16 protein-coding genes are annotated in these 17,149 nt (G+C 48.2%); 2 read left to right on the top strand and 14 right to left on the bottom strand.

Annotated features, from left to right (window positions below):
- Positions 1-60 precede the first annotated feature (60 nt).
- From PAEVO_RS17705 to PAEVO_RS17690, 4 genes are read right to left on the bottom strand one after another with little or no spacing between them, the layout of a single operon-like run.
- Positions 61-876 (bottom strand): ABC transporter ATP-binding protein, encoded by an 816-nt coding sequence (locus PAEVO_RS17705; RefSeq protein ID WP_100538730.1) that lies wholly within the window; start codon positions 874-876, stop codon positions 61-63.
- On the bottom strand, positions 876-1,907 hold the full coding sequence (locus PAEVO_RS17700; protein WP_100538729.1) for a FecCD family ABC transporter permease: 1,032 nt from the start codon (positions 1,905-1,907) through the stop codon (positions 876-878). Before PAEVO_RS17700 ends, PAEVO_RS17705 begins: the two co-directional genes overlap by 1 nt.
- A complete protein-coding gene (locus PAEVO_RS17695) occupies positions 1,904-2,944 on the bottom strand; it encodes a FecCD family ABC transporter permease (protein WP_100538728.1) in 1,041 nt (346 codons plus the stop codon). The genes PAEVO_RS17700 and PAEVO_RS17695 overlap by 4 nt, the downstream gene beginning before the upstream one ends.
- Positions 2,937-3,986, bottom strand: a complete 1,050-nt coding sequence (locus tag PAEVO_RS17690) for an iron-siderophore ABC transporter substrate-binding protein (RefSeq protein WP_100539499.1) — start codon at positions 3,984-3,986, stop codon at positions 2,937-2,939. Before PAEVO_RS17690 ends, PAEVO_RS17695 begins: the two co-directional genes overlap by 8 nt.
- Positions 3,987-4,337: 351 nt before the next feature.
- On the opposite strand from PAEVO_RS17690, the gene PAEVO_RS17685 reads away from it, so the two are divergent.
- Positions 4,338-4,769: a DnaJ family domain-containing protein gene (locus tag PAEVO_RS17685; protein ID WP_100538727.1), complete on the top strand. Its 432-nt coding sequence runs from the start codon at positions 4,338-4,340 to the stop codon at positions 4,767-4,769.
- Between the two features lie 166 nt (positions 4,770-4,935).
- Here the strand turns inward: PAEVO_RS17685 and PAEVO_RS17680 are convergent, their stop codons facing one another.
- The 10 genes from PAEVO_RS17680 to PAEVO_RS17635 all read right to left on the bottom strand — a co-directional run bounded on the left by PAEVO_RS17680 (position 4,936) and on the right by PAEVO_RS17635 (position 15,622).
- Positions 4,936-6,456: an ABC transporter substrate-binding protein gene (locus tag PAEVO_RS17680; protein WP_100538726.1), complete on the bottom strand. Its 1,521-nt coding sequence runs from the start codon at positions 6,454-6,456 to the stop codon at positions 4,936-4,938.
- A gap of 32 nt (positions 6,457-6,488) precedes the next feature.
- Positions 6,489-7,250: a response regulator transcription factor gene (locus tag PAEVO_RS17675; protein ID WP_100538725.1), complete on the bottom strand. Its 762-nt coding sequence runs from the start codon at positions 7,248-7,250 to the stop codon at positions 6,489-6,491.
- Complete coding sequence (locus tag PAEVO_RS17670) at positions 7,225-8,988, bottom strand: sensor histidine kinase (RefSeq protein ID WP_100538724.1); 1,764 nt, start codon at positions 8,986-8,988, stop codon at positions 7,225-7,227. Before PAEVO_RS17670 ends, PAEVO_RS17675 begins: the two co-directional genes overlap by 26 nt.
- Before the next feature lie 140 nt (positions 8,989-9,128).
- The gene (locus PAEVO_RS17665; RefSeq protein ID WP_100538723.1) at positions 9,129-10,625 is read right to left on the bottom strand and encodes an ABC transporter substrate-binding protein; all 1,497 of its coding nucleotides are present in this window, start codon (positions 10,623-10,625) and stop codon (positions 9,129-9,131) included.
- 89 nt (positions 10,626-10,714) lie between these two features.
- A complete protein-coding gene (locus PAEVO_RS17660; RefSeq protein WP_100538722.1) occupies positions 10,715-11,644 on the bottom strand; it encodes a carbohydrate ABC transporter permease in 930 nt (309 codons plus the stop codon).
- 12 nt (positions 11,645-11,656) lie between these two features.
- The gene (locus PAEVO_RS17655) at positions 11,657-12,613 is read right to left on the bottom strand and encodes an ABC transporter permease (RefSeq protein WP_100538721.1); all 957 of its coding nucleotides are present in this window, start codon (positions 12,611-12,613) and stop codon (positions 11,657-11,659) included.
- A gap of 190 nt (positions 12,614-12,803) precedes the next feature.
- Complete coding sequence (locus PAEVO_RS17650; RefSeq protein ID WP_100538720.1) at positions 12,804-13,145, bottom strand: YolD-like family protein; 342 nt, start codon at positions 13,143-13,145, stop codon at positions 12,804-12,806.
- A complete protein-coding gene (locus PAEVO_RS17645; protein ID WP_243390813.1) occupies positions 13,142-14,410 on the bottom strand; it encodes a DNA polymerase IV in 1,269 nt (422 codons plus the stop codon). The genes PAEVO_RS17650 and PAEVO_RS17645 overlap by 4 nt, the downstream gene beginning before the upstream one ends.
- Positions 14,407-14,790: a YhjD family protein gene (locus PAEVO_RS17640; protein ID WP_100538719.1), complete on the bottom strand. Its 384-nt coding sequence runs from the start codon at positions 14,788-14,790 to the stop codon at positions 14,407-14,409. The genes PAEVO_RS17645 and PAEVO_RS17640 overlap by 4 nt, the downstream gene beginning before the upstream one ends.
- A gap of 121 nt (positions 14,791-14,911) precedes the next feature.
- The gene (locus PAEVO_RS17635; protein WP_100538718.1) at positions 14,912-15,622 is read right to left on the bottom strand and encodes a 2-phosphosulfolactate phosphatase; all 711 of its coding nucleotides are present in this window, start codon (positions 15,620-15,622) and stop codon (positions 14,912-14,914) included.
- 199 nt (positions 15,623-15,821) lie between these two features.
- Between PAEVO_RS17635 and PAEVO_RS17630 the strand changes: the two genes are divergently transcribed.
- Positions 15,822-17,132: an MFS transporter gene (locus PAEVO_RS17630; protein WP_100538717.1), complete on the top strand. Its 1,311-nt coding sequence runs from the start codon at positions 15,822-15,824 to the stop codon at positions 17,130-17,132.
- Positions 17,133-17,149: the final 17 nt, after the last annotated feature.

Raw genomic sequence — 17,149 nt, 5'->3', positions numbered from 1 at the left:
TTTCATTGTTAAGGCATAAACGGGTAGTTGAAGACCCACACCGTCGATGCCATCAGAATGTTAAGGAGACCCTTCATGCTGAACATGATATCGTCCTTTGGGTATCACATGGGGAGAGCCTGACACGGGGTCTTGGATTACCGAGCAATCCAGCCCGAATATGTCTTTGATCATCGTGCTCGTAATGACTTGTGATGGCGTACCTTCAGCCACAAGCAATCCATTATGGAGCGCAAAGATATGGTCGGCATAACGGGCGGACAGGTTGATATCATGCAGAACCATGACAATCGTCGTTCCATATTTTCGGTTTAGGTCTGTGAGCAAGTCAAGAATTTCGATCTGATAAGTAATATCTAAAAAGGTTGTAGGTTCATCGAGCAGTAAAATATCGGTTTGCTGCGCCAGCGCCATAGCGATCCAGACGCGCTGTCTTTGACCGCCGGACAGCTCGTCGATGTGATGATTGGCAAGCTCCGTGATATTCATGATTTCCATCGCTTCGGAAACGGCCTCTTCATCTTTTTTTGTCCACCCGCTAAACCACGACTGGTGTGGAAACCTTCCGCGTCCCACCAAGTCCGCGACGGAGATCCCTTCAGGAACAATGGGAGACTGCGGCAGCAGACCCAATACACGAGCCAGCTCTTTGGGCGGTATATGGCCGATAGGCTTTCCGTCCAGCGTAACTTGACCAGATGTAGGTTTTATCAGCCTTGCCATGGTTTTCAGAAGCGTAGATTTTCCGCACCCGTTGGCTCCAATAATCACGCTGATCTTATGACTGGGGATGACAAGATTAATGTCGTGAATGATGGTTTTATGATCGTATCCCGCTACCGTTTGCTCAGCTTTAAAAATATGCGTAGGTTTCATTATAAATTTCCCTTTCGATTCATTCGGATCAGCAAGAAAATCAAATAAGGCGCTCCGAGGATTCCGGTTATGATGCCCACAGGAAATCGGACCTCAAAAGCAAACTGTCCGACCAGGTCGGCAGCCAAAACCAGATTCACGCCAACAAGTCCCGCCGGGATTGCGTTCGAAAACCCGACGCCAACCAATCTCTTGGCGATCGGTCCCGATAAGAAAGCGACAAAAGCGATGGGACCCGTGGTAGCGGTAGCGATTGCGATCATGCAGACGGAGCTTAAGATAAGGACCATTCGGGTCAGGTCCGTATTCACGCCGAGAGACGCGGCGGATTGTTCTCCCAGTTCCAGTACACTTAGATGTTTCCCCAGCATGACAACGATAGGCGTACCAATCAGAACCGATATCACCAGAGCCGGAAGCTCATGCATTTGGGAGCCATTAAGGCTTCCGCTAAGCCATCTGAACGCTGTCGGAATGTCTTGCTCCGCGCCAACCAAGAGAAGATACGATATGGCTGCGTTCAGCATGGCCTGCATGCCGATACCGACCAAAATTAATCGTCCGACGGAAAAAGGCTTTGCCCTAGACAACAGATAAATGAGGGTTACGGTAGCCAGACCTGCGACCACCGAAGCAATGGAAACAACAGCATTGCTTGTATGAAGAATGATAATGCAAAAAACGGCCGCCGCGCTCGAGCCGGAAGTAATCCCGATGACATTCGGGTTCGCAAGAGGGTTACGCAGCATCGTCTGGAAGGTGTTACCGGCCAGGCCAAAAGCAAATCCGGCTAAAAGGCCGGCCAGCATTCTCGGCAGGCGTATAGTATTCAAAGCAAAAGATACCCCTTTGATGTTCTCTCCCGAAAGTGCCCGGACGACATCCTGTACGGGATAAATGGTACTCCCGAGTAAAAGCATGGCACAGCAGAGCGCGCAGGCAAGTAACGCAAGGAAGCTGGTAACAAGAATCCATCGACGGCGTCTTTGACGCCTGCCTGCCATAATGAACGCAACAGTTTTATTTTTCATAATGAACGCACTTTCGCTTTCATAGCTAATATGATTAGGATCGGTGCCCCGATAAAGGCTGTGACTACCCCGACTTCAAGTTCTCCGGGGCTGCCGACCAGCCTGCCGATAACATCGGATATCGTTAATATGACAGCTCCCGAAATGGCAGACATCGGTATAATATAACGCAAGTCGGAGCCAAGAAGAAGGCGTATGACATGCGTTGACAAAAGCCCGATAAAACCGATGGGCCCTGCCAGCGCCGTAGTCGCCCCGCATAAAAGAACTCCGGCAAAAGCCGCACCAAGCCGCAGTACTCCTGTACGAACGCCCAGTCCGGTCGCGACGTCGTCTCCAAGCGCCAACGCATTCAATGCCGAGGACGAAATGATGCCTAACAGCATGCCGACTCCGAGAAACGGTGCGAACGTAGCCATATCGCTCCAGTTCGCTGAACCCACGCTGCCCACTTGCCAGAATCTGAATTGATCCATGACATAGGAGCGTGGAATCATGATTGCGCTAACTAACGAAGAGAGGGCGGCGCTTGTGGCGGCTCCCGCCAACACAAGCTTAAGGGGCGTAGCACCGCCACGCCCCATGGAACCGATTCCGAATACAAACACTGCGGTAATGGTTGCTCCAGCTAAAGCTAGCCAAATATATTGATTTGCGGTGCTAATATTCAAGAACGCAATTCCGCAAACCACAAACAATGCTGCGCCGGTGTTGACGCCCAGGATGCTCGGGTCTGCAATCGGGTTGCGAGTGACGGCTTGCATAAGTGCCCCGGAAACGCCGAGTGCCGCACCGCAAAACAAACTGAAAATCGTTCGAGGAATCCTTTTGCGGACCACGTTTGCTCCGTAGGAATCGATGTCCGGATGAAATAATCCGTCCATCAATTCATGAAATCGGATCGGCCGGGAGCCTAAGGTGAACGATGCGAGCACGCTTATACCGAGCAAAACCAAACATATCACCAGAACCCATGTGAAATTTCTCGGAATGCGGGAGTTTAGCACTTTGTTTTCTGAAACGGATGAACTATTCATTTACTTTGCTAATAGCTCCTGCGAGTAATTCCAGATAGTCATCGATGGTGTAAGAGATGGAAAGGGGGTTCGGATTTCCGGAAGCCGCCAGTGGTGTGCCGTTGCCAATAAATACGACGGAGCCTCTTTGAATAGCCGGAATCTTGCCAAGCAGGGAATCTGCTTTAACGGCTTCATATAAACTCTCATCACCATATCCGACCAAAATGTCCGCATCGTTCAGGACATCAGCGTTCTCAGCGCTTAAATTCAGCGAGTAGTTGGTAGCATCGGTAATCTGACTCGTAACACTTTCAGGATATTCCATTCCAAGCTCCATCAGGAAAGAGCCGCGAGGGTCAGCAGGGGTATAGATATGCAATTTGGACATGTCTTTCGCCGAGAAATTGACCCAAACTACTTTCTTACCTTGCATCTCAGGATGCTCGCTTGCTTTTTCCTTGACCAGGTTCTCCGTATCCTTAATGAGCTGTTCGCCTTCCGCTTTCATGCCCATGCCGGTTGCATTTAACATCACTTGTTCCCGCCAAGTCGTGAGCCAAGGAGTCGTCGGGTACGCCACGACCGGAGCGATCTTGGTTAGAATATCGTAGTCTTCCTGCGTAATTCCGGAGTAGGCTGCCAGAATGACATCCGGGTCGGCATCGGAAATGGCCTCGAAATCAAGGCCGTCCGTATCCTGAAAAACATTAGGCTCACTCACGCCAAGTTCCTTAAGCTTTTCAGCGGTCCAAGGCAAAAGTCCGCTGTCGTCCTGAACGCCGTAATTCGCGGCAGAAAAGCCTACAGGAACAACGCCAAGAGCAAGAGCCACATCATGATTAGCCCATTGAATCGTAGCTACACGTTCAGGCTTGCTTTTAATGACGGTCTCGCCAAAAGCGTGCTTGATTACGATCGGATATTCAACATCTGTATCTTGGGAAGCAGGTGTTTCCGTCTTAGGCGTTTCTGTGCTTGACGAAGCCTTTTCCGTCGCAGCCGGTGCAGGTGTTGAGCTTGATGGCTGGCTCGAACAGCCGACCAGCAGAATCAGGATCATTGCCGAAATAAATAATGCCCTTAATGAAACTTCACGTTTTTTAATCACGGACAAACCTTCCTTCTAATAAAATGGTACAAATTAGCACATGAAAATGATAATCATTATCATATATTGGTGTGGATGGCTTGTCAATGAAAAATTCTCGATCATACTTTGCAGCATTTAATGCATGACCTATCCCATTTGATGGAATATACACAACTGAAAGGAACTGTTAAACTTAGAAGCAGTATGTTATATTTTGGATAATCGTTCATGGCATTTCAGAGGGAATATATAATGTTCATTTCGATATTTCGTCGAAGGATAGAATTTATTTCCCTGTTATGTTAAGACGGAGGTGACCGAATGGAACGGAATGATGATCCAAAAAATTCAGCTCTTGCTCCTGAAGAAAATCAAAGTGAAGAAAAGGAACGACGCCCCATGTCGACCAGCAGCGGACTGCTGGAATCGGCCATCGACAAATTTGCCAGAGAAGGCGGCTTTGACGATTTGCCGTTGAAGGGAAAGCCGATTAAGATCGAAGACGGAGATGTTCTAACCGGGATCATGAAGAACGCGAATTACCAGCCAGCATGGGTTGAGCTGAGAAAAGAAATCGCCGCCGACATCAAGCGGCTCTTGGAGCGCCAAGAGTCGAATGCGATTCCAGAGACAGCGTTCGAGGCCATTAATCAAAAGATTATAAAGTACAATCGAATGGTTCCGAATCCACAGCTGCAAAAAGGACTCCTGTCCGAAGTGAATTTGCACGCAGCCTATGATAAATGGGAATAGCTCATGAACTCAAATGTGCTTCTCCCCGTTACCGTTCAGGGGACCAGGTGAAGAAAACGACGAAAAGGACCTTGAAGCTATCGCTTCAGGGTCCTTTTTTGAATATGATCCATGTCTCGATGTGGGGGTCAAGGTCGACCCGATCGGAGAGCCGAGCTCCCAGCACTCACCTCATTTCATTCCGCCAAGCATCCAGCTGCTTCTGCACTTCCTGCCGTACGTCGTCCATGCCTGCTTGCTTCAGCTCCTCGTTAAATTTGGGAAGGATCGTATCCACATCGACGGAGCCTGTCATGAGGCTCGGATAATATTTATGCCAGACCATCTCGATGTGATCGGTTTGGACGGTCAGCTTGGATAGATCGGGCGTAAAGCCGAGCACGGTGGACTTGACGACGCCAGCGTTGTATTTGCGGAATTGATCCCATTTGTCGAGGGGGTCCGGGTTATCGCCGCCCATGGTTTTCAGGATAAACCAATTCCCCTGCGTGTATTGCACTCCTGCATAGCGGCTTGCAGGCGCATCCGGAATCGGGTCGCCATGGCTGTCCTTGTCCGTAGTTAGAACGACTTGCCCTTGTTCATCCAGTGTATAGTGCACGCCTTCAATCCCATAATTAAACAAGTTTCGTATTTCCGGGTCGGTATTGAGCAAATTCAGGAATTTAATGCATTCCACCGGATGCTTGGTATTGGCATTCACCGTCATGATGCCTCCCCGGACGGATTCCGTCGTGACGGTGCTTGGGGTTACGGGATTCGCTACAATCTTGTAGCCGCGATCCTTGCTCCAAGTTGTCTCCGAGAGCGGACCGCCGCCTGAAGACTTCCAGAACACTTTGGCCCCTCGTTTAAGTCCTCCCGGCTCTCGCAGGGCGGCATCCTCATTAATGAAGCCCTCCTTGTAATAACGCCGTAACGTCTCCAGCACCTGCCGCGCTTCCGTGGTTTCGAAGATATTCACGACCTGAGCATTCGGGTCCAGTGATTTGATCATCAAGGGCAATTTATGGTTCATAATATATTCGTATCCATATAGAGCGAAGAAATTGTGGGAATCCCGATCCAATTCCATGGGGATGTAGGCCGGCTCTTCCTGATGAATCATCCGAAGCAGCGGTTCAAGCGATTCCAGCGTATTGTACTTGGTAATGTCGATATTATATTTACTCACGATGGAAGCGGGGTACATCCACTGATCCAGCACGGCTAACTCTTTATTGGTCGGCACACCGTAAATGCTGCCATCATTCATACGTACCCCTTGCCAAAAGATAGGGTCAATGGCGTCGTACATTTCCTTGCCCAGGCCGGCAAGGTAGTCATCCAGCTTTAACCAGGCGCCGCGCATCGCGGTGGTTGCATAATCGGGTGCAAAAGCAATATCAAACGGACTTCCGGCGGATATCAGCGTGTTCAGCCGATCTTCATACTCCTGCCAGCTTACCTTGACATAGGTGATGGTCACGCCGATTTTACGAGCCATGATTTCATTGATTTTATCATTGACGAGCTGCAGATCCTTGTCAGGCTCACCGATCGTATAATAGATCAGGTTTACCGTGTCCCCATCATACGTTTCGTCGTTAGATCCAGGCTGCTGGAAGCAGCCGGTTGTATATGATGTGAGCAGCAATAGGAGACTGATGATCATGAAGACGCGTCGGGGTCTTGGGTGCCTTAACATCGATTATCCTCCTTTTTTCGCCGCGTTTGTTGTTAACCTTTTCCCCGCAGTTCAGAAGGAGATTTTCGGAAAAAGCTGTGAAAGTGCGTATAGAAATAGTTGAGATTGTTGTAGCCGACGGAAAATGCGATGTAGGAAATCTTCTCATCTGTCGATTGAATTCGTTCTTGTGCAAGAAGCATGCGGTAAGCCATAAGGTATTCGGAAAACTTCATGGCGGTTTCTTTAAGAAACAATTGTCCTAGGTAGGTGCTGTTCATCTGGAAACGCTCCGCCACGGATTTCAAGGTGATATTCTGAGCATACTCTGTCCTGATCATCAGCAGGATGCGGTTGACCAGCTTGGATAAGCTGTCATAGCTTACACCTAATACCGGGTCCTTGTTCAGGCTTTCGCCGTTCCTGTTACCGATCGCACCGCCCAGATCTTCGACGATGATCTTCTCAATCACTTGCTGCAGCTTGGTGCGTTCGACAGGCTTGAGCAGATAGTCTTTGACGCCACAGCGAATGGCTTCCTGGGCATATGTAAATTCACTATAGCCGCTCATAATGATATATTTCGTAGGGATTTGAAATTCGTTCAGCCTGCGGATCGCTTCATATCCAAGCTCCTTGCCAATGCAAACATCGAATATGGCGACATCCGGCAGCAGGTCGACCCCTTTGGACATGGCTTCCTCCGTGGATTCGCAGGTTTCGATCCGACCAAATCCGTATTGTTTCCAATCCAGGATTCGCTTCATTCCCTCCAAAATCTGAGGTTCGTCATCCACAATCATCAGTTTGTACATGTTCAATCACCTCTTTTGAAATCCGCACGGAAATGTTGACTCCAGCTTCCTCATTATTCGCAATCTCGATCGAAAAGCCGTCACCATAGAAAAAGTGAAGGCGCGTATATACGTTGCGCAGCCCGATACTATGGGAAGAAGGCTCATCATGGTTAGACAGTGTGCTTCGAACGGTATGTAAACGATCCGGAGGAATCCCGCGTCCGTTGTCCACGAACTCCAGAACATAACCGTCTTCAGCTTCAAAGCCATTAACGACATACAAATTAAACTCATGATTCGCGTTAAAGCCATGGATGAAAAAATTCTCAGCCAAAGGCTGCATCCAGAATTTCACGGTAGGGATGAAGAGCAGCGCCGGCTCTACATTGACTTGATAATAAAAGCGCTCGGGATACTTAAACTCCATAATCTCCAAGTACTTCTGCAGCAATTCCAGCTCGCTTGCAATCGAAATGATATTTTCCTTTTTGACGATGTCGCGATAGAGCGTCCCCAGCGTTGCAATGGCGTCGGCGGTGTCCCTGTCCTGATTGACAAGAGCCGTGGAGCGGATAACCTCTAACGTGTTGTATAAAAAATGAGGGTTGATTTGGTGTTGAAGCGCTTTCATTTCAGTTTCCTGCTGTTTGATCTTTAACAGATATTCATTACGGATATGCTTATCCAGCTGCTGAATCATATCGTCCAATTCCCGGGCGATCATGCCGTATTCATTCCGACGGTAACGGGCAGGGCGGTTAGGCGTAAAATTGGCCATCTTCACGCGTCCAATCGATTGAATGATACGGCGCAGGAAGAGGGCATCATCCCGCATATTGTATGCAATGAGCAGAAGCACACTAATCATGGCCGCCAATATGATCAGAAAGATGGTGATCAGCATCCCGGCATGCTGACGAATAAGCATGGATAAATCGATGATGCTGACGAATTTGAAATTAAACTTGGCGGATGGGAAGGAGACAAAAAAGATATGTTTCAAAACACCTTTAGAAATAATACCGTGACTGCGTCCACTCGCCGCGGCTAGTCGGGATAATTCCTCCAGATCCCGGTCCTGTTCGTTACCGATCAAATATATTTCACCGGAAGGGCTGACGGCAGCTGCATTCCCCAATCGAAAGCTTTGAACGGATTTAAAGACTTGCTCACTGCTGACCAAGAAGCGCAGCTCTCCGAATTCCTGGGAACCTGACGTTGGATCCGACAGTTTCTTGCGATATACGAATCCCTTCATCAGGGTGTCGCGAAAAGCTTCATCCGTATTCGGAAGCCCGAAGGTAAAGCTTGCAATTCCGTTATCATTAAAACGGACGACATTGCCATACTTGTCGGTATGCGTGCTTATCTGCGTAATTTCACCTTGCGCCCAGCTGTACAGATAGGTCTTAACATCCTCCGGAAAAGAAACCAGCGGCTGTGAGAATTGGCTGTTCTGCAGCCTGCTGGTTAAGTATCCCTCAGCACTGCTGCTTAAAAAGCTGCGAGCATCATCCATCAGACCGGGATTGGAATAGATTCGCTGCATGTAAGCCTCGATGCGGTCGGCATCATACTGCAGCTCATTCTCTACACGCGAGAAGGCATTAGCCGCCTCGATACGGGCATTGCCAACCCATTGATTCAGCAGCATGGCACAGGTCAGCGTACCCAGCGTGAGTCCGATGGCCACGACGAAGATGACATAGGCAATAAACTTGTGACGATATATTTTGATTTGTAAAAAAGAGCCCATACGACACCTCGATTGCAGCAGGTCGTTGAAACAAGTGTTGCTAATCTCAATTTAACACGATTAATGCCTGGCTTCATAGATCGTAAGGGAAAAAGCACCCCTTAAGAGAGACTCATTAAGGGATGCGCTTGATTGTAATCTTACTTGAAGTAAGTGTTGATTTGCTCTTGGGCAGCCTGCATAATCGTGTCCATGCCGGCTGACTTTAATTCAGCCGTAATCTTCGGCACCATTTTCTCCGGATCGGATGCGCCTGTGATCAGTTCATATTTGTATTTATCCCATACGGCCTGGCAGTTCGCCACTTCGGTCTGAAGATCGGTGATGTCCAGCGCAAAACCTAGGATCGTAGAAGAGGTCGCTGCATCGTTCAGCTTTTTAACCTGCTCCCATTGATCTTCAGGAGCGCCCTTGGTCACCGCCAAATTGAAGAATGTGCCTTGGGTGTAGGCTGCCAGCGGCCAAGTATCGGATGTACGCTCAATCACCTTTTCGCCATCCACATTGTTGTAGTCTACGCCTAATTCGCCGAAGGCCAGCATATTGCGAAGTTTGGGATCCGTATTCACCAATTCAAGGTATTTCAAAGCTTCCTTCTTATATTTGGAATTGGCCGAAATCGCGTTGAGCGAGCCTTGAATCGTACTGGTTGTATAAATAGGTCCATAATGCTGAACCATATCGTACTTTTCAACGGCATCATTGATTTGCCAGCTGACTTCGGCTCCCGGGAATGCTTGGGCTGCAAAGAATGGTCTGCCTTTGTCGTTCTCCGTTTTTGTCGGAGCATCCGGATTGATGATGCCATCCTGGTACCATTGATGCAGCAGCTTCAGATTTGCCATAACATCAGGCTGCTCGAGTACAGAGACCACCGTGCGTGATGCATCGTCCGCTTTTACGCCGATGGGAGGGAAGCCCAGGGTTAAATCGTCATAGTCGTTAAAGAAGCCGTTCAAGCCTTCGCCTTGCGTCATCGGCAGCGGATAGAAGCTTTTGCCTTCGCCAGCCTTCATGTCATGGAGCGGCTTATCCAGATCCTGCAGCGTTTTGATATTGTTGATATCAATATTGTACTTTTGCACATACTTATCATCGAATACCCAGTACTGCGTCAGCGCGGAATCCTTGTAAGTCGGAACGGAATAATATTTGCCGCCGATTTTTGTACCTTCCCATACCTTCTCGGGAATCAGTTTATACAAGTCGGGCGTTTCGCTCTGAACCAGATCCGTAATATCGGCAAACGCGCCCATAGTGACTTGCTTACTGTATTTACCGCTGTTCGTGAACATGATGTCAAATGGTTCGCCGGTATTCACGATGGTGTTCATTTTGGTGTCCCATTCGCCCCAGCTTGCTACCTTGATGTCGACCTTCACGCCAATTTTCTCGGCTGTGTAGGCATTCATGGCATCAACCGCTTTGTTGAAATTGTTCGGCACCTGGCCGCCGATGGTCCACCAGGTCAACGTCGGGATATCTTTGCTTGTTTCGGTGTTCTCCTTCGGTGTGTCCGTTGTCTCCGCAGATCCATCCGTCGCTGCTGGAGACTTCGAGCCGCCGCAGGCTGCTAAAGCGGTCAACATGAGTGCCATTACGCACAGAGTAGAGATGAACTTAAAAGCTCTCTTCATTTCCAATTCCCCCTTATTGAAGTTAAATCGCTTAAGTGTTGTACAGCGTGATTTATCATAAACCAAGTTTTGCTTGGCTTATTTCCCAATTAGCCCTTCACAGCGCCGACTGTTAGCCCGGAAATAAAATATTTCTGGAAGAAAGGGTAAGCGAATGCTACGGGCAGCACGATGAGAATGGCGACCGCCATGCGGGCGGATTCCTTCGGCATCGTCGCAACGAGCATGGCGTAGCTTACGCCCATGCTGGCGGCATTCTTGGCCAGTGCATCGACATTGCTCATTAAGCTGTTGAGCAGCGCTTGCAGAGAATACAGGTTCTGGTTGTCGATATACAGCATCGATTGGAACCAGTCGTTCCAGTAAGCAAAGCAGAGAAACAGTCCGATGGTGGCGATGACCGGCAATGAGATCGGCAGAATGATGGAGAAGAAGATTCGCAGCTGGCTCGCGCCATCGATTTCAGCAGATTCGATCAGCCCATCGGGAATCGTGCTCTTGAAGAAGGTTTTACATATGATCACGTTGAACGATGAAACCGCGAGCGGTAGTATAAGTGCCCAGACGCTATCTTTTAGCCCTAGCAAATTCGTATTAATGAAGTAGCTGGATACCAAGCCTCCGTTGAATACCATGGGGATGAATACCACCCAGGTCAGAAAGCCCCTGAGCTTGTAGTTTGGGCGAGAGAGCACGTAACCCATGGAGGCCGTCAGCAACACGCCGAGCACGGTACCGACCACGGTAACGAGGGCGGATACCCCAAGCGCTCGCAGAATCATCGTTCCCTGCTTGACGATATAGACGTAAGCCTCCGCCGACAAAGCAACCGGGAGCAGGTGATATCCGGTCTCACGGATGGACTCCTCACTGGAAAAGGAAATGGATAGAACAACAACTACGGGTATGACGCAGAGCAGCGCCAAGATGATAAATATCAGGTTGAAGAACAGGTTGACGGCTTTGTTTGTACGGTTGAACTTTTCAAGGCCCGTCTCGTAAGTGGTTTTTGGTGTCATCGTCTTGCCTCCTTACATCATCGCGCTATCCGGATCGATTCTGCGAACAATCCAGTTAGCGATCAGAATCGTTGCGCATCCCAGAACAGACTGTACGAATGCGGCTGCGGATGCCATCCCTACGGTGGCGGTTTTCAGTTGTTTATACACCATGACATCGATGGTGGTCGCCACGTTGAACAGCGAATTGGAATCTCGCGTGACCTGAAAGAACAAGCCGAAATCCGTGTAAAATATGCGTCCGACGGCCAGTATGAACATCATGACGATCACTAGCTTGAGCATGGGTAATGTAATAAATCTTGTCTGCTGCCAAATCGAAGCGCCATCAATAACGGCTGCTTCATAATAGGTGCTGTCAATGCTCGTGATGGTTGCCAAATAAATGACCATACCATATCCCAGGCCCTTCCAGACATTTAAGAGAATCAAAAACAATGGCCAGTATTTCGGTTCCATATACCAGTTAATAGGATCGCTGCCCATACTGACGAGCATTTGATTGACAATCCCTTTATCGAAGCTTAAGAATGCCCAGCCTACCGCAGATACGACTACCCAGGAGAGGAAATAGGGGAGGAACATCATCGTCTGATAGACTTTGCTTGCTTTGCGGCTATGGAGGAGTCCGATCATAATCGCGAATAGAACGGGCAGAACAATCCCTAGCACGATAAACACCATGTTGTATCCAATCGTGTTTCGAATAATGATCCAAGCGTCATTCGATTTGAACAAGAATTCGAAGTTTTTGAAGCCGACCCATGGACTGTTAAACACATTGCTCAAAAAGCCGCCGCTGATCCTAAAATTTTTGAAGGCGATAATGATCCCGAACATCGGTAAGAAACTAAACAGGATGTACCAAATCGTGGTCGGCAACGCCAAGAGGGTTAGTTCCGTATCCTGCTTGTGCCAGCGTATTCGTAAGCGCTTTCGTTTTTCTTTTGATTCGGCTTTAGAGCTCATGTTTGTCACTCCTTACGGTGTTATCTCGCTTGTCGTGCATTTGTTAGTTTCATTGTATAAGAGGAAGATTCGATGCTTCCAGATAACAAACTTGATACTATAGTCAACAAACGTTAGATTCGAAAGATTTATTGATTGTATAGGCAACAGAAAAACACCTCTGATCGGGATCAGAGGTATTCATTATCCACTATGATACTGCTGAAATGATCTCATCAATTTTAATCCAACGCGATTCCTCTTCGGCCATGGACAGTTTGATCTCCCGTCTAAACGTGTGGATCAGCACGACAATCCCAGTTAATTCCGTGTCCTCATATTCATCGAATAGCCTCACGGTAATCATACGGTGTTCATGAAATGACTCGGCGAGCGCACTCTCGATTAATTCCATTTCTTGCGGATCGAGCGTTGGCCGATCTTTCCGCCCCTCTTCCAGTTGCCTACGAATGATGGTTTCTTTGTGCTCCGGCAGCATCATCCGGCTTGATTCCCACAGCCCATTACCCTCAAGCTTTTTTCGTGTTGTCATTTATAGTGTCCTCCTATCTTGGCTGATCGGTCCAACGCTTGGCCTGCGTCTGTTTTGGATACCGCTCGAATCACAATCGAATTCCCATATTTATTTTTTAGGGCATCGGTCACCCGTTCAAGTGCCATCGACCGCTCCCGTCCTGTATCAAACAATGATATTTGGTATTCCGTATCCGGGGAAAACTGTGACAAGCTAATACCGACCCTCCGAATCGGCAGGCCGTCCCAATACGTTTCAAGCAGCCGGCATGCCCAGCGGTAAACCTGATTCGTAATATTCGATGGATCCTCCATTTTCATCTGCCGGCTAAATCCCGTGGGGCGGTCAAAGTCGGCCCCCATACAACCGACCGACACCACATGCCCCATAAAACCAAGGCCGCGGCATCGCTGGCAAACCAGCTCTGTCAGCTCAAGCAGCACGACCTTGATTTCTTCCAGCTTGGTATAATCCCGAGGGAGGGTCATCATGTGTCCAACCGATTTAGGGTCAACCTGGTGCGTACCTGGCCTTACCGGGCTATCATCGATTCCGTTGGCAATTCGCCAGTACATCTCGGCTGAAATATCGGAATTTTTACCGAATTTACGGCGCATCATTTGCTTCAATTTAGCAAGAGGCGTCTGAGCCACGCTGCCGATCGTGGGCAGCCCCATGACGTTAAAGTGGCGGGTCATCTTGCTGCCGGCCATAAACATACAGCTAACGGGCAGTTTCCAAAGGGTATCCGCAAGCGAGTCCTTGGACAAAGTGTAGATGCCGGACGGATTTTTCTTGGCGTAGTTATCACAGGCCGTTTTAGCAAGGATTTTGGTTTCACCGATGCCGAAGCGGGCGTAAACACCCGTAGCATCCAGGATATGACGCTGAATGGTTTGGGCTAACTCATCGGGTGTGCCGAACAGATGCAGCGAACCGGTAACGTCTAGAAACTGCTCGTCGATACTGTAAGGCTCAACTAAATCGGTATAACTCTTGTATATCTCCGTGATTTGCATCGAAACGTCAATATACTTCTGCATCCTGGGTTTGATGACGACAAGATCCGGACACTTTGACAGCGCCTCCCCTAATCGCTCTGCCGTCGTTATTCCTTTTTCTTTAGCAAGCGGACAAGCAGCCAGCACGATGCCTGAACGTCTTTCCGGATCCCCTGCAACGACCAAAGGGCGATCTTTATACTCTGGGTGGTCTGCTTTCTCAACAGATGCATAAAAGGACTGGCAATCCCCTAACATGATCACTCGGTTAGATGATTTCACAACGGACTCCCCTTATCTGCGATTTTTAGCCCCAGGTAGGTGTACGATCGCTGCTCGATCTCTGCCTCAATCAGCCCCCACAGTATGGACAGCTTGTGATGATACCCTCTACAGATGAATTCAACCTCAATCCCAAGCCTTGTTTTTCGATCCTCGTAAACCTTAATGGCATATTCACGCATTTTTCTACGAGCTTGAGCTAAATCGGACAATGCGGCTGCCTGCAAATGGTCGATGATCGCATTCGTTAGCTCTAGGGTCTTTAAATCGGCTCTACATAGGATCGAACGGTCATGCTCTAACACATCAAGTAAAAGGGGTAATAAAATATAATCCTTCACCAGTTGGGTTTCATCTGGTTTCAACCCAATACTCAACATCATTAACCACCTCATTGACGGGAACGTTTGTTTGTATTATATGCGAACATTCGTTCTTTTATCAATGTAAATTATACCCTTATGATGACGAACCAGAACTCACAAGCGGTACCAATCATAATCAGTGATTAAAGACCCCGACCTGGAACCTTTCAATCAACGGATGGTTTTTATTCAGATTCACTTTCATTACAAAGTCGGAAGGGATCTCTTTGATACAAAACGAAATATCCTCCTGTAAAAATTCCGGCTTTTCATGATCGTAAAATTTCCCGGCCGCTTCCGACTTTCGAATCCGTTCAATGGTGTCCTCGGCAGATATACGGTTAGTGTCTTGGAGAATCTCCGCTATATATTGTGCACAGGCCAGATCATCATCGCCAGACGGATGCGAAGCAATTAAATTAATCATCATGTCGTCATCTTCTTTTAATAAGTTTCTCTTTATAAACGCTGCTGTTGTTCTTGCATTGGTGAACCCGGTAACGAATAGGTGCTCGGTGCTCAGCGCGTTTAAGGTTGCTGTAACTCCATTAGTTGTCTTCTGGATCAGAAATTTCTCCCGAAGATCAAAGTTGTGTAAACGTACAGGCGAATTATCCAGCTCAAACCCCGGAATCGGCAGCCCCTGTATCTCTCCCGCTAATAAAAAGTCAGGATCGATTTTCTTTAGGCGTAAGGCGTCGTCCAGAGTTCCTGCCAGAATGATACCCTGAACCCCATTGATAAAGGCATAGTGCGCTACGGTAAAAGCCCTTATGACATCAATTACAACATTGATGTGTGATGCGTCCAACGTATGATGGTGTCCTTGAATAATCTTTATCGGCATGTCGTATCCCCTTTCACCCGGCATAGTGGGGGTATGTTAGTAACAGTATATTGGCCCAAATCCAAGGAGTGCTCAAATCCTCTAAGGCTTCGGCAGCAATGAGGGAATATTAAATCCGGATGTGGTGATAATTAGGAAGCATGTACAAATCAAGAACATGCCCTGTATTACACGAATTTCAAGTCCGAGGAGCGATACCATGGAAAAGACCAAAAAGCGAAAACTGAATATCAGCTTTCATAGCGATATCGACCTGCAGACCGACTCCGCGGAGACAAAAGACAACGAATCTTCGGGAAAATCAAAATCTTCTAAAGGCTCAAAGGGTCAAGTGTGGGAGTTTATCGCACTGGCGACGATCCCGATCGTGCTCGTTTTCGGCAATTCCATGCTCGTCCCGGGGCTTCCTGAAATGCAAAGGGAACTGGGTATCAGTAAATTCCAAAGCAGCTTGATCATTACGATTTTCTCCTTGGCAGCAGGCTTGTTTATTCCGATTATTGGTTATTTGTCCGATCGATTTGGACGCAAAGTTATTATTATCCCTGCCTTGATCATATATGGAGGTGCCGGTATTCTGGCAGGATTCGGCGCCATCTGGAACTCTTTTGCGGTGATTATCTCCGCGAGGGCAATTCAGGGGCTTGCGGCCGCCGGAACAGCACCGATTGCCATGGCCCTCGTCGGCGATTTATACGATGGCGGGACGGAAAGCAAGGCACTGGGCCTAATCGAAGCCTCCAATGGGGCAGGGAAGGTACTCAGCCCGATCATCGGCTCCCTGCTTATGCTGATCGTATGGTATGCATCCTTTTTCGCGTTTCCCGTGTTCTGTGCGTTGTCGTTACTGGCCGTCATTTTTATGATCAAAGAATCGAAACAACATTCAAAGCAAGAACTAAGGAAATACCTTGGAAAAATCAGAGACATCTTTAAAGAAAAAGGCCGCTGGCTCATCACCGCTTTTTTTGCCGGTTCGCTAGGGCTATTCATTTTGTTTGGCGTACTATTTTATCTATCCAACATTCTTGAAGACAAGCCTTACAACATTGACGGGGTCATGAAGGGCTTGATTTTGGCCATTCCATTACTTGGGATGGTTATCACTTCCTATACGACCGGAAGCTTGATCAAGAAAAATGGCCTGCTGATTCGTTGGCTGATGAATATCGGGCTGATTGCCATGACCCTTTCTCTGGCGGCTACACTTTTCTTTTTTAAGAACATTTACATGTTTATCGGGCTGCTGACAGTCAGCTGCATTGGAACCGGAATGCTTCTTCCTTGCTTAAATACGATGATTACCGGCGCTGTTGAGAAAAGTGAGCGAGGAATGATTACGTCCCTCTATAATAGCTTGCGATTTTTGGGGGTTGCCGCAGGGCCACCCTTGTTCGGGTGGATGATGGATAAATCGGATCATGTTGTTTTTATAACAGTATCTTCACTATCCTTGGTTACTTTAGGTTTGGTGTTCTTTTTGATTAAGCCGCCTCGGCAGATCGGATGACCGGACAAATCCCTTAT

Origin of the sequence: Paenibacillus sp. GM2FR (assembly GCF_002803325.1) — a bacterium.
In the GTDB taxonomy this organism is placed as follows: domain Bacteria; phylum Bacillota; class Bacilli; order Paenibacillales; family Paenibacillaceae; genus Paenibacillus_AQ; species Paenibacillus_AQ lautus.
This window is presented reverse-complemented; position numbering and strand designations above follow the sequence as displayed.